14 protein-coding genes and 1 pseudogene are annotated in these 12,227 nt (G+C 68.3%); 5 read left to right on the top strand and 10 right to left on the bottom strand.

Translation table 11 applies throughout. The annotated features are described in order from the left end of the window. Nucleotides 1-468: class I SAM-dependent methyltransferase (locus tag AOK01_RS14280; protein ID WP_055511451.1), on the bottom strand; the 468-nt coding region annotated here is incomplete at its 3' end. 281 nt (nt 469-749) lie between these two features. After that, nucleotides 750-1,154, bottom strand: a complete 405-nt coding sequence (locus AOK01_RS14275; RefSeq protein WP_055511449.1) for an MFS transporter — start codon at nt 1,152-1,154, stop codon at nt 750-752. A 118-nt stretch (nt 1,155-1,272) separates the two neighbouring features. Here AOK01_RS14275 and AOK01_RS14270 point away from each other — a divergent pair, with 118 nt between their 5' ends. Further along, nucleotides 1,273-1,857 carry a helix-turn-helix domain-containing protein gene (locus AOK01_RS14270; RefSeq protein ID WP_055511447.1) on the top strand — a complete coding sequence of 195 codons (585 nt, stop codon included), beginning with the start codon at nt 1,273-1,275 and terminating at the stop codon, nt 1,855-1,857. A 445-nt stretch (nt 1,858-2,302) separates the two neighbouring features. Here the strand turns inward: AOK01_RS14270 and AOK01_RS41110 are convergent. The 4 genes and pseudogenes from AOK01_RS41110 to AOK01_RS14255 all read right to left on the bottom strand — a co-directional run. After that, nucleotides 2,303-2,608: pseudogene (locus AOK01_RS41110) on the bottom strand (ATP-binding protein); the annotation flags it as partial. A gap of 3 nt (nt 2,609-2,611) precedes the next feature. Beyond that, complete coding sequence (locus AOK01_RS14265; protein ID WP_055511446.1) at nt 2,612-3,193, bottom strand: hypothetical protein; 582 nt, start codon at nt 3,191-3,193, stop codon at nt 2,612-2,614. 295 nt (nt 3,194-3,488) lie between these two features. Next, nucleotides 3,489-4,208, bottom strand: a complete 720-nt coding sequence (locus tag AOK01_RS43535; RefSeq protein WP_157871305.1) for a hypothetical protein — start codon at nt 4,206-4,208, stop codon at nt 3,489-3,491. 227 nt (nt 4,209-4,435) lie between these two features. Then, nucleotides 4,436-5,383, bottom strand: coding sequence for an NAD-dependent epimerase/dehydratase family protein (locus tag AOK01_RS14255; protein WP_055511442.1), 948 nt, complete (start codon nt 5,381-5,383; stop codon nt 4,436-4,438). Nucleotides 5,384-5,452: 69 nt separating this feature from the next. On the opposite strand from AOK01_RS14255, the gene AOK01_RS14250 reads away from it, so the two are divergent. After that, the gene (locus tag AOK01_RS14250; protein ID WP_055511440.1) at nt 5,453-5,890 is read left to right on the top strand and encodes a MarR family winged helix-turn-helix transcriptional regulator; all 438 of its coding nucleotides are present in this window, start codon (nt 5,453-5,455) and stop codon (nt 5,888-5,890) included. 74 nt (nt 5,891-5,964) lie between these two features. Here AOK01_RS14250 and AOK01_RS14245 read toward each other — a convergent pair whose 3' ends face one another. Next, entirely contained in the window at nt 5,965-6,696 is a 732-nt protein-coding gene (locus AOK01_RS14245) for an ABC transporter substrate-binding protein (RefSeq protein WP_055511438.1), read from the bottom strand. Between the two features lie 164 nt (nt 6,697-6,860). Between AOK01_RS14245 and AOK01_RS45030 the strand changes: the two genes are divergently transcribed. Both AOK01_RS45030 and AOK01_RS45025 read left to right on the top strand, forming a co-directional pair. Next, the gene (locus AOK01_RS45030) at nt 6,861-7,664 is read left to right on the top strand and encodes an amidohydrolase family protein (RefSeq protein WP_245702250.1); all 804 of its coding nucleotides are present in this window, start codon (nt 6,861-6,863) and stop codon (nt 7,662-7,664) included. Then, entirely contained in the window at nt 7,583-8,251 is a 669-nt protein-coding gene (locus tag AOK01_RS45025; protein ID WP_245702249.1) for an amidohydrolase family protein, read from the top strand. The genes AOK01_RS45030 and AOK01_RS45025 overlap by 82 nt, the downstream gene beginning before the upstream one ends. Nucleotides 8,252-8,382: 131 nt before the next feature. Here AOK01_RS45025 and AOK01_RS14235 read toward each other — a convergent pair whose 3' ends face one another. The 3 genes from AOK01_RS14235 to AOK01_RS45015 are packed head-to-tail and all read right to left on the bottom strand — an operon-like array spanning nt 8,383 to nt 10,647. Then, nucleotides 8,383-9,321, bottom strand: a complete 939-nt coding sequence (locus AOK01_RS14235; RefSeq protein WP_055511436.1) for a polysaccharide deacetylase family protein — start codon at nt 9,319-9,321, stop codon at nt 8,383-8,385. Continuing rightward, nucleotides 9,321-9,824, bottom strand: a complete 504-nt coding sequence (locus tag AOK01_RS45020) for an MFS transporter (protein WP_245702248.1) — start codon at nt 9,822-9,824, stop codon at nt 9,321-9,323. Before AOK01_RS45020 ends, AOK01_RS14235 begins: the two co-directional genes overlap by 1 nt. Continuing rightward, nucleotides 9,784-10,647, bottom strand: a complete 864-nt coding sequence (locus tag AOK01_RS45015; RefSeq protein WP_245702247.1) for an MFS transporter — start codon at nt 10,645-10,647, stop codon at nt 9,784-9,786. Before AOK01_RS45015 ends, AOK01_RS45020 begins: the two co-directional genes overlap by 41 nt. Nucleotides 10,648-11,291: 644 nt before the next feature. Here AOK01_RS45015 and AOK01_RS14225 point away from each other — a divergent pair. Next, nucleotides 11,292-12,191, top strand: a complete 900-nt coding sequence (locus tag AOK01_RS14225) for a polysaccharide deacetylase family protein (RefSeq protein ID WP_055511434.1) — start codon at nt 11,292-11,294, stop codon at nt 12,189-12,191. Nucleotides 12,192-12,227 lie beyond the last annotated feature (36 nt).

Here is a 12,227-nt window from a genome sequence, read left to right as displayed (position 1 = left end):
GGGCATGGCGGTGTCCAGGTCGCTGGGGTGGTGGCCGATGATCACGAGGTGTCCTTCGCGGGCGACCCGGGAGGCGAGTGCGGCGAAGACGGCGCGTCGCAGAGAGGAGGGGAAGTGGAGGAAGGAGGCGGTGACCAGGTCGTAGCGGGGTGCCCCGTCGTCGGGCGTCCAGGTGCGGATGTCGGCCTGCTGCCAGGTGAGGCGGCCGGCCAGCGCGGTCGGGGTGTGGTCGGCTGCGCGGGCGAGGGCCTGGGCGGAGAAGTCGGTGCCGGTGACGTGCCAGCCCGCCTGGGCCAACCAGATGGTGTCGGCGCCCTCACCGCACCCCGCCTCCAGCGCCGTCCCGGGCGCGAGCGCGGTTGCTTCCTCGACGAGGGCGGGGTTGGGCTGCCCGCTCCACAGAGGGTTGGGCTGGTTGTAGCGCTGGTCCCAGAAGGTGGCTTCGTACCGCGGATCGGTGTCGCTCATCGGGGTTCTCCAAGTCTGATCGGCCAGGGGTGATCATGCGGGGGTGGTGTCGGGTACGGGGATGCGGCGTGTCCGAATGCCGAACAGGAACAGGCCCGCCAGGGGGGAAGGCAGCGGTGACGAGCAGCGTCGGGCCCGGGCCGTTGTCCAGGCCGCCTGTGGCGGACAGCACGCTGGTCAGAACGGCCAGGCCCATGCCGCCGCCGAGTTGCTGCCGGCCCTGGTTGAGGTCGGCGGCGGCGCCGATGTACTCGGCGGGAGCTTGAACGACGCCGGCGGCATCACCGGATGCGGATGCCTGCGCTCACGAACGACCAGGGCCACGAGCGCGAGTGCGGCGACGGCGAACGCCCCAGCACCAGGGCGCTGTGCTGGCCGCGGTCGGCGGCGGAGGTGAAGATGAACACCAGGGCCACCATCGCCAGGATCGAGGCTGCGGCGCCGCCGAGGTCCAGCGAGGTGCGCCGACGCTCCATCTCCGGCAGATTGCGCACCGCGCCCAGCAGGACCAGCACCCCGATGAGGGCGTTGACGAACATCACCCACTGCCGGCCCAGCGTCTGCGTCAGCACACCGCCCGCCGGCAGCCCGACCGCGGCTCCTGCGCCGACGGCCAGGACGGACATCGCCATCGCCATCGCACGCGACCGTTGTGGGCCCGGCGCGGTGATCCCCAGCAGTACCATCCCTGGCTCATCGCGCCTCTCCCATCCCTGCGGCGCACCCGGGCGGGGCGCCTGCCTCCACAGTCAGGCCGCCCACGGCAACACGCAAAGATCCTTGCTGCGGTGGCAAGGTGAGGGCATGGACGAAGAAACACAGGCGACGATGGTGGCGGTCGGCCCCCGCCTCAAAGGGCTGCGCACCCAGCGCAGCCTCTCCCTGACATCCCTGGCCGAAGCCACCGGTATCTCACTCAGCACGCTCTCGCGCCTGGAGTCGGGCCAACGCCGCCCCACCCTCGAACTGCTCCTGCCCCTGGCCAGGGAGCTACGCGTGGACATCGGACAGCTCATCGGCGCACCGCAGACGGGCGACCCCCGCCTGCACCTGCAGCCCGTCACCCGCCACGGCATGACCATGCTTCCGCTCACCAGACGGGCGGGAAGTCTGCAAGCCTACAAATTGATCATCTCGCCCCAGATGCGCTCCCCCGAGCCCGAGCAGGCCAGCCACGAAGGCTACGAATGGATCTACGTGCTCGACGGCCGCCTACGCCTGGTCCTGGAGGACAACGACCTGATCATGGGCCCCGGAGAAGCCGCCGAATTCGACACCCGCACGCCCCACTGGTTCGGCAACGCCGACAACCACCCCGTCGAAATCCTCAGCCTCCTCGGCCACCAAGGAGAACGCGCCCACCTCCGCGCCCGCACCACACCGCGATGACTCCGCCGCGGCTTACCCCGGCCGTCCCGCCCTGTCATCAAACGAACGAATGACGACGGACCAGTCGGCGGTGGTCGGGGCGCATATGTCTCGTTTCCGGTCCCCGACGAACCAGAACTGGCGGCTCTGGTTGTCGACGCGGCCAGCCGCGCCGAGACGTTGTGGGCCGCCCACCGCGGTCTCGGCGAGCCCAGTTCGGCTCGACGGCAGACGGTGGCAGTTCCGGACTCGGCTCTCGCGGCGGGGTCCGGTCCGGTAGATCCTCTTGCGTGACGCGGGTGCAACTGACGGATACGGAGCGGGAGTTCATCGGGCCGTACCTGCCGATCGGCGAGTACGTACCTTGCAACGACTGACGCGAGTCCCAGAAGACACAGCGCTGGTCTGATCCCCTATCAGGTCGTCTGCGACCTCGCTGGACACTCCTCGCCACCCGGACCGGCGCATCGTCGGCGGCCTCGACCAGTTCGCGGACCAGCTTCGTGGCCAGCACACAGCGGACTCGTCGGCCTTTCATGGCCGCCTCCGTGCCCAGGGTGACGAGCGTGTGGGACTTGCCGGTTCCGGAGCCCTCGATCAGGCGGAGCGGCTGGCTCTTCTTGATTCACTCGCAGCCGGCAAGAGTGTGGATGGTAGCCGCGTCGATGTTCGGGGTGGCGTCGGAGTCGAAGGCCCGAAGTGACTTTTCCCGCGGGAAACCGGCTGCTTTGATGCGTCGCTCCGAGCGGCGGTGTGCCCAGTCGTCGCACTCGGGTCAGCCGGAGAGGTCCACCACATTGGCTTTCGGGGGCTCGACATTCAGCGGGGTGTCGAAGTCGCTGTAGGAGGTGACGGTGCGGAAGTCGGGGCTCTTGTACACCACCCGGTAGATGTACGGCTTGCCCTTGGTTGCCACGTGGAAGGTGTATGTGCCGCCCTTGTCCGCCTTGTCAGTGACCACCAGGCCGACCGTCGGCATCCCGTCGATCTTGCCGGTCTTGCCCTTGGCGGCTTTCCCGAACGAGGCGAACGGATGGGCGCAATCCGTCAGTCCGTCCTCGCCGGCGGGTGCGGCCAGATCTGCGGTCGTCTTGCCCCAGTTCTTCTGGTCCTTCCGTCCTTTGGTATCCATGCCCGACAGTTGCATGTGCTTCAGGTTCGGCCGGACGTAATCGGTGTCGCCGATACGGATCTGCTCGAACTTCTCGCCGGTGCTGCCAGCTGAAGTAAAGGAACAGGTTCCCTTCAGATCCGTCCTCATCCGGGTGGAACTCCAACGCCCGTCCTCCATCGTGGAGCGCCCCGTGATCGTCACCGCCTGGAGGGACTTCATCGCTTTGTTCGCCTCGACGAGCATCTGCGCACCCGACTGCTCCCGCGGTCCTGCACCCTCGGAGCATCCTGTGAGCGCAACAGCCAGCGCGATACTCGCAACGCCGGATGCCGTGGCACCAGATGGTATTCGCACGATCGTTCCCCCAAAGTTTGAAGCGATCATGATAACGGCAGCGGTGGCCCTGTCTGTGCGAATGATCGAAAGAATGCTGGACCGGGGGTGGGCCGACGACGATGAGCCGACACCTTTGGATCGTCCCGACATGCGCCGAAGGAGCGGCGAACAGGGACATGGCTGCCGAACACGGCTCCACACCTCAGGCGGTGGGCCGCCGGCGGGCCCGGTTTGTGCAGTACCGGATCGCCGGGCTGGGGGACATGCCACGACCGGGCAGCCCCAGGACGGTGACGAACGAGCAGGTCGCAGTCGTGGTCACCAGGCCACTGAAGTCCGCGCCGAAGAACGCGACGCACTGGTCAACGCGGTCGATGGCGAAAGGGATGGGGCGGATCCGGAGGCGGAGAAGGTGCAGGGTGAGCAGTGCCTGCGCGAAGGAGCCTTCGAAGCCGTCCGGAGCGACAAGAGCGTGCTCCAGCCGGTCCTGGTCGACGTGTTCTTGCGTCGATGAATTCTGCGGCGGCCACGGTGCTCGCCGCGGCAGCGGCGATGCCGAGGACCGTGCGGGCCGGCAGCGGCCCGGCGAAGTGGCCGGGTCGCCGAAGTGAACCTCGGTGAGGTCGACGTCGAAGACCAGGTGCCGCGCGGCAGGCGCGGTCGCCTCGACGTCGCGGCGCATCAGGCTCGCCAGTGTCCCGCGCACGGCACGGGCCCACTGGAACGGGCCGCCGCCGGCGTGGACGATCGCCACCAACTCCTGTAGCAGGCCCGCGACATCGTGGCCGGGCAGGCGATCGGCACTCTGTCGGGCGATCGCCTCCTCCAACTCAAGGTCGGCCAGTGCCGCGGCGCGCTCGGCGGCGAGCGTCGAAGTGGAGCCGACCACAGCTTCCTGGGCGGTGTGTGCGCGCTCCAGCACGGCCAGGACTCGGCCACCGCTGGTGGCCCACCCAGCCCGCCGGTCCTGAGACCCCGACGGACACTCAGGTCAGTCTGTGGGCGGGGGCCGGCAGCAAGCCCTGATGGACCCGCCGGACGGCGGCTCCTGGACGACGACACGGTTCAGGAGCCCGCCGGCCTGCCGTCTCGCCTCCTCCAGGGCGTGGCCGGGGACGGGTAGCCGTACTGCGCGACCTCACCTGGACGTCACCGCTCGTTTCCGGCACGGAGCCAGGCGAGGTAGTCGGCGGCAGCGGCAGCGGTGTCGTACTGGGGCTCAAATCCGGTGTCCTCGCGCAGACGCGTGATGTCGAGCCAACTCACGGGCCGCGTTCCGGCCGAGGGCAGTTCCCACCGGAAGCCGGGCTCGACGGACTGGATCGCGGTGACGACATCGGCGTTGCTGGTGGCCCGGCCGGAGGCGACGTTGTACGTCGAGTGGTGCAGCTCGTCGGCGAGCTGCAGGAGAGCGAGCGCGCGACCGGTGTCCTTGACGTAGAGCAGGTCGAGCGCGTCCTCGGCGTGCGGCGGTGTCATGAGCCCCGTCAGATCGGGCTCGGTCAGCCGCGCTGCTGCGTGTGCGAGCGACGGGGCGGCGAAGAACGGGTCGGGCAGGTGTCCGCCCGGCCCCCAGGTGCCGGAGATGCGCGCGTTGACGATGCCCACGTCGGTCACGTCCGACAGATGGCCGGCGAGCAGTTCGGTGATCTTCTTGAACGTCGGGATGACATGGACGTGCTCCAGGGAGAGAGGCATGTCCTCGGTGAGCGCGCCCTCGGACGCGGTGCCGCCGTAGACGCCGATGGTGCTCGCGGTCACAATGCGCCGCACACCCCAGGTCTGCGCGGCGCGGACGATGTTGAGGAAAGCGTCGAGTGCCCGTCCGGACGCGCCGATCGGGTCGTCGCTCGCCACCGGCCAGGGCAGAGCGACGGCGAGGTGCACGATCCCGGTGATCGGGTACTTCTGCCCGACGGCGAGCAGGGTGTCGAGGTCGGCGACATCGCCCTGGACCACGTGCACGGGCAGGTCTGAGAGAGAGCGCGGAACCTGCGGGCTGCGGCGCTGGAGGAGGACGCACTCCTCACCCGTTATGGCGAGCGCGCGGACAGTGTGGGTGCCGATGAAGCCGGCCCCTCCGGTGACAAGGATCATGACGATACCCTTCGACGCGATGCTGATTATCAGTAGTACTGACGATCAGCCTAAGCGTAAGATGACTGCATGTCCACCGAAGCGAGCGCCGCCGCCGACCCGCACGACGTCCTGGGGTATCTCCTCAAGCACGCCACCTCGAAGTTCACGGCGCTGACGGACGCGGCGCTCGAACCGTTGGGGATCGACAGCAAGGACTTCGGAGCGTTGCGCGTCCTGGCCCGCCACGAACCGACGTCACAGCTGCAGGTGGCGCAGACGCTCGGCATCGACCGCACCACGATGGTGGCGTTGCTCGACGTGCTCGAACGGAAGGGCATCGTCACGCGCCGACCGGATCCGGCGGACCGGCGCAGGAACGTGGTAGAGCTCACCGACCAGGGGGCGCGCACCTACGACGCCGCACAGACGGCGTACGAGGAGACCGAAAGCGCGTTCCTCGCGGCGGTAGGCCCGGACGCGGCCGGTCAGCTCCGCCGCACGCTGCGGACCCTCCTGGAGGCTTGAGCCGAGGCCGGGCTTGGCGGGCCGCGCACAGCGGTGGCCCCGGTGCCGAAGAACCTCTGCGGCACCGGGACCGCTTACTGCCACTCAAGTCGCTTCGAGGAAGCCTCAGGAGGAAGCCTCAGCACGAGTGCTCTCATCCCGGGTGCGGCAGGCAAGCACCCCGACCAGTAACTGCCACGTCCGCGGCAGGACAGGCACCGGCTGGGCAGCAGGCCGCGGCGGTGCAGTCGGGTTTGGATGTCGGGCAAGACCGTGCTGTCGTGGGTGGTGGCCGCGGTGACCATCGGCACAAAGGAAAGAGAACTCAGGAGGAACGGCGACGGGGCCGCGAGCTTGAGTTCGACCGTCGAGCCGGACGCCGTCGCCCTCGCGCCGGCGGGCACGAACACCCCCAGGAGAGGGCTCTTGTTCTTCGGATCCTCAACGTAGGAGATGTTGTCTGCAACCGTCTTGGCGTCGAAGACCGAGCCGTCGGAACAGGTGACACCGGACCGGATGTCGAAGGTGACGGTCCTGGTGTCGACGACCTTCCACGAAGTGGCGAGCTGCGACCGGACCTTGCCGGTCTTCGCGTCGACGGAGACGAGCGCGTCATAGGCGAACTGGTTGAGCTGCAGGAGTGAGTTGACCACGGAGCCCTGCGGATCCAGTGCACCGGGATCGGAGGGCACCGTCATGGTGAACGTCCTGCCGTCAACGTAGCTCTTGGTGCCGCTCGCCGAGCCCGTGCCACCGCATGCGGCGAGGCCGGCGCCGGCCAGCACGAGACTGAGGGCGAGCCGTGGGCCCTTGTGAGTGGGACTCATCGTGTACCTCGTTCGTAACCGCTCGTCAGAGGATCGTCGTCTACCGCTCCCACAGATTAGGGCTGGACGACGGGCCGTTGACTGTCCGATTCGAACAGGAGTGAAGGGGTGACTGGTGGAATACACCAAGCCCTGTCGCGACCGGCATCAGGACAATGACCGGTATGGAGACGAAGATCTTGCGTGGTGGTCGCGTCATCGATCCTGCCTCCGGAACGGAGGTGGTGGCCGATGTCGTCGTGCGGGGCGGACAGGTATCGGCGGTCTCCCCGGTGCCGGTGCTTGTGCCCGACGCGACGGTGATCGATGTCAGCGGCTGCGTCGTCGGGCCCGGAATCGTTGACCTGCACAGTCATGTGCATTCGATCGCCGGGCAGCGGCTGCAGGCCTTCGACGGAGTGACGACGAATCTCGACCTGGAGGCCGGCCTCATGCCGGTCGGGCGCGCATACGCCCAGGCCGCAGCCGCCGGGCGGGTACTGAACTACGGCTTTTCCGCTTCTTGGGCCGAAGCCCGCGGGCAGGTCCTGACCGGCGCCGTGCCCACCGCCCGGTTCGACGGCGCACTCGCACTTCTCGGCAACCCGGACTGGCAGCGCGACTCGTCACCCGCCGAACTCGCACAGTGGCTGGACCTGCTGGAGCGGGAACTGGCTGCCGGTGCGCTCGGTATCGGCGTACTCCAGGGGTATGCGCCGCGCTCGGACCCGGCGGAGTATCTGGCTGTGGCGCGGCTCGCGGGCGCCACCGGCGCGCCCACCTTCACTCATGTGCGCGAGCTGGTGGAGGCTGATCCGAGCACCCCGATCGACGGTTCCCGAGAGGTGACGTGCAGGACGCCCGGGACCAAGGATCGCGGGTCACTGTGGAGGCCTACCCCTACGGCATGGGCAGTACCGGTATCGGCGCGTCGTTCCTCGCCCCGGACCGCCTGCGGGTCTCCGGGCTGCAGCCCGCGAACATCGTGATGCTCGGCACCGGTGAACGCATCCTCGACGAGCGCCGGCTCGCGGAGCTCCGCGCCCTGGATCCTGCGGCGACCTGCCTCGTGGAGTATCTCGACGAGCGCGACGAGGCCGACCTGCAGCGGCTGCACCGGACGCTTGCCTTTCCCGACGCGATCATCGCCAGCGACGCGATGCCGGTGGAGTGGCCGGACCACCGTACGGACAGCCGCGCATGGCCGTTGCCCGCTGGCGCCTCCACTCACCCACGTACCGCCGGCACCTTCGCCCGCACCCTGCGGCTGATGGTGCGCGAGCATGCCGTGTGGGACTGGGTCGAGGCGTTCCGGCGCTGTTCCTACCTGCCGGCCCGCGTCCTCGACGACGTCGCGCCGGCGATGCGGAAAAAGGGGATCCTCTCGGCCGGCGCCGGCGCCGACATCGTCGTGCTCGATCCGGCGGCTGTCACCGACCGTGCGACCGCCGCCGACCCGGTGCGCCCTTCCAGCGGGGTGCGCCACCTCCTGGTCGGCGGGGTCTTCGTCATCCGGGACGGCCGGCTCGACCAGGATGCCTATCCCGGCCGCCCGGTACGCGCCGAAGTCCGCTGACACATCGAACGGGTCGAACAGACGTTGGCGGAGGAGCTGGGCTGATGCCCTTGAACGATTCAGATGTGGCGACGGTGGGCGAGTACGTCCTGGTCGACCGACTCGGTTCGGGCGGCGCCTACGATGACGTCCTACAGGCGAACGCGGCCCGCTTCGTCCTGGCCGGCATTCCGCCACACATGGTCGGCGACCTCACCGTGGGTGGCGTACCACACGTTCTGATGGGCCTTCATGTGTTCCACCAGTCCGCGCAGCGCGAGCATCCTCGCTCGGTGGCCGATGATGTGCGGATGACAGACCAGCTGGAACACGGCTCCGTCGGCATATGCCGAGTCGAACTCGTCCTTCATGAGTTCGGCCCAGGCTCGGGGAGTCGTGTAGGGCCGGTGGGGGCCGTACCGAGCCATCGTGAAGTAGGGCGCGTCGTCGCGGATCCACTCCATGGGCACTTCCACGATCCCCGTGGGACGCCCGTCCGAGAGGATCTCGTAGGGCATGTCGTCCGCCATGAGTGATGAGTCGTATCGGAAACCGAGGCTCTGCAGGATGTCCAGGGTCGAGTCGGAGAAGTCGGCGCTCGGTGTCCTGATCCCGACCGGCCGCCGGCCGACGAGGTTCTCCAGGACATCCAGACTGCGGCGGGTGAGCGCGAACTCGTCCTCCGCGCTCAGCAGCGCGTTCCGCTCGTGGATCCAGCCGTGTGCACCGATCTCGTGGCCCGCCGCGGCGTAGTCCTTGGCCTCCTGCGGATGCAGCAGCGCGGACACCGCGGGGATGAAGAACGTGGCGGGGATCTGGAACTCGTCGAGAAGCCGGAGAATCCGGCGGGAGCCCACTCTCGATCCGAACTCGCCCCTGCCCATCGCGCCGGGAGAGGTCTCCCCGTCGCGAAGCGAGAGCGTCTCGTGGTCGGGGTCGAAGGAGAGCGTCACGGCCATGCGGGCGTCGCCCGGCCAGGCCGGCGGTGTCAGGTCACGCCCCGCGCGGACCCGCTCCGCGTATCCGCGCCATGTGGCCTCGTCCCACTGCCACGGCTCCTGTCCGGTGGATACCTGCTGTTGCGAACTCATCAGTCGAGGGTTCCCTTCTCGGCGCCGTCGGGCATCGTCATGATCGTGACCATGCCGATCAACACCGAGACGACGACGTAGGTCCAGATCTTGTCCCGCTGCCCGATGCTGGTCAGCCAGGTGGTGAGGTAGGGGGCGGTGCCGCCGAACAACGCGACGGCCGTCGCGTAGGGAAGTCCGGTGCCGGTCGTGCGCACCGAGGTCGGGAAGAGTTCCGCGTAGATGGCAGCCACGTTCGCCGAGTTGCCTACGAGCAGGATCACTCCGACGACTTCGACAAGCAGCAGCGTCCAGAAGCCGCCACCTTCGAGCAGACGAAACGCGGGCCAGGAGTACACCGCGAAACCGACCAGGAAGAACATGAAGGTGGAGCGTCTGCCGAGGCGGTCCGACACAAGTCCGCCGAGCGGCAGCAGCAGCATGAAGAGCACGACTGCCAGGGAGTTCGCGAGCAGTGCCTTGTCAAGACCGAGGCCGGTGGTCGCGTTGGCGTACCCGGGCATGTTGGTGATCCACAGGTAGTAGACGATTGTTCCGGGAACCGTGATCCCCCACCACGCGCAGCATGCTCAGTTTGTGTTCCGCGAACAGTTTGGTGACCGGCTTGTGCGACTTGCCGGACAGTTCCGCGTCGTCGAAGTGCTGGCTCTCCTGCGTACGCACCCGAAGCCACAGGACCATCAGTCCCAGGGCGGCGGCGAACGCGAAAGCGATGCGCCATCCGAACGCATGCATCTGCTGGTCGTTCAGAGCCGAGGTCACGACGAGCGCGAGCAGCGATGCGAGCAGAATCCCGCCGGCCGTCGACACCTGTTGGAACGACCCGACGAACGCCCGCTTCCCCGGCGCCGCGCTCTCCACGATGTACGACACGGAGCTCGGCCACTCCCCGCCGGCCGAGAACGCCTGTACCAGCCTGGCCACCAGAAGGAGCAGGGGCGAGAACACGCCGATGTGCTCGTAGGTCGGACACACCGCGATGACGAGACCACCGGCCGACATCAGGCTCACGGTCAGCGTCAGGGCCTTCTTGCGGCCGTACCGGTCGGCGTACGTACCCAGGACGAGGCCGCCGAGCGGACGTACGAAGAACCCCACGGCGAAAATCGCCAGAGTGGACAGGAACGCTGTGGCCGGGTCCCCGTCGGCGAAGAACTGACTCGCGAAGACCGGGGCCAGGGACGCGTAGATCCCCCAGTCCAGGTACTCGATCGCATTACCGAGAACGCCGGCGAGGACCGCCTTCTTCTGTTTACGGGTCATCGTGGCCGCCGGCACATCACTGGCTGCGTGACCGACCGCGACGGTGTGCTCTTGTGCTGACACGACTTCTCCTTCGACTCGGAGCGGTAAGAGAGTCCCGTGAGGCCGGGACCGGGCCGGTTGACGCGCGGACCTGAGGCGCGGACGCGGCGTCGAGGCGACGAGCGCACTCGACGGAGCCGGTGATGGTGATCTCGGCGCCACGGCATGCCGTCCACGGGGTCATCTATGGGGCCGCCCGTGTGGCCCGCTGCAGGCGCTGTGTCTCCGTCGTGGCGGAGAGCCACGCTCGAATCGGTACGAGCCTTCCTCCCACCTTGGACCGCTCGTTGGCACGGAGTATCGTGTTGCGGTACGCGGGCTGTCAATGGCCGATACCGCCGTCATGGGCGCGAGGGAGATGGGGGGTGGTGAAGGGGGCTGTGAATCGGAGTACCGCAATACGGTGTTTTCGTTCCGATCCTGCTATCGCCATCGGGGAATCGGGACGTCCGGCGGCCTGGCAGTCCGGCGGCACCGGCAGTCCGACAGCCCGGCGGCTCGGCGGTTCCGGTGGTCCGGCCGATCCACTACCACCCGGGCGCTGAGCAGGGCCACCGGGCCCCGGCAGGCGCACCCCGTTGTCGCGGCGCCGGCGGCCGCGCTGCCGAACGCGCCCCGCCCTGAGCACCCGTCCTTGCGGACCACCACATCACACTGGAGTAGGCATGACCGAGCAGCAGCCGTGGCAGTGGGAAGAGCCGACCTGGCGTGAGCACGTTGGACACGTGCGCGCGGGACGCCCGCTGCGACCGGAGTCCTGGCCCGGTGGCGCGAAGGTCGCCGTGGCGCTGTCGTTCGATTCCGATCACGAGACGATTCCGCTGCGCGACGGCGAAGTGCTGCCGGGCAAGCTGTCGCAGGGGGAGTACGGCGCTCGCGTCGGCGTGCCGCGGATTCTGCGACTGCTGGAACGCTTCGGGGCGCCGTCGACGTTCTTCGTGCCGGCCGTGTCCGCCCTGCTGCACGAGGGCGAGGTCAAGTCCTACGTGGACGCCGGACACGAGATCGCTCTGCACGGCTGGATCCACGAGCGCAACACCCAACTGCCTCCCGAGGCCGAACGCGACCTGACCTTCCGGGCCGCCGACACCCTCGAATCTCTCGCCGGGACGCGGCCGGTCGGCATCCGCACCCCGTCATGGGACTTCTCCCCGCACTCGTTGCGGATCATCCGCGAGCTGGGGCTGGCGTACGACTCCTCGTTGATGGCGGACGACGACTGCTACGAAATCGTCGCCGACGGCGAACCGACCGGCATCGTGGAAGTGCCCACCGAATGGATCCGCGATGACACGCCCTACTTCACCATGGACCGCTTCACCACGCTGCGGCCCCACACAACACCACGCGGAGTGCTGACGATCTGGCGCGAGGAGTTCGACGGCGCGTACGCCGACGGCGGGGTTTTCCAACTCACGCTGCACCCCCACTGCATCGGACATCGCTCCCGCATCTCCATACTCGCCGAGCTTCTTGAGCACATCGCCTCGCACGAGGACGTCTGGTTCGCCACGCACGCCCAGATCGCCGACCACGTACGCACCGGAAAGGACCTGTCGCGGTGACCGACATCAGCGAGCACATCCTGCTGACGGCGTTCG

It is taken from the genome of Streptomyces aurantiacus, assembly GCF_001418335.1.
Classification (GTDB): domain Bacteria; phylum Actinomycetota; class Actinomycetes; order Streptomycetales; family Streptomycetaceae; genus Streptomyces; species Streptomyces aurantiacus.
Note: the sequence above shows the minus strand (reverse complement) of the source record. Positions and strands in the feature narration are given on the sequence as shown.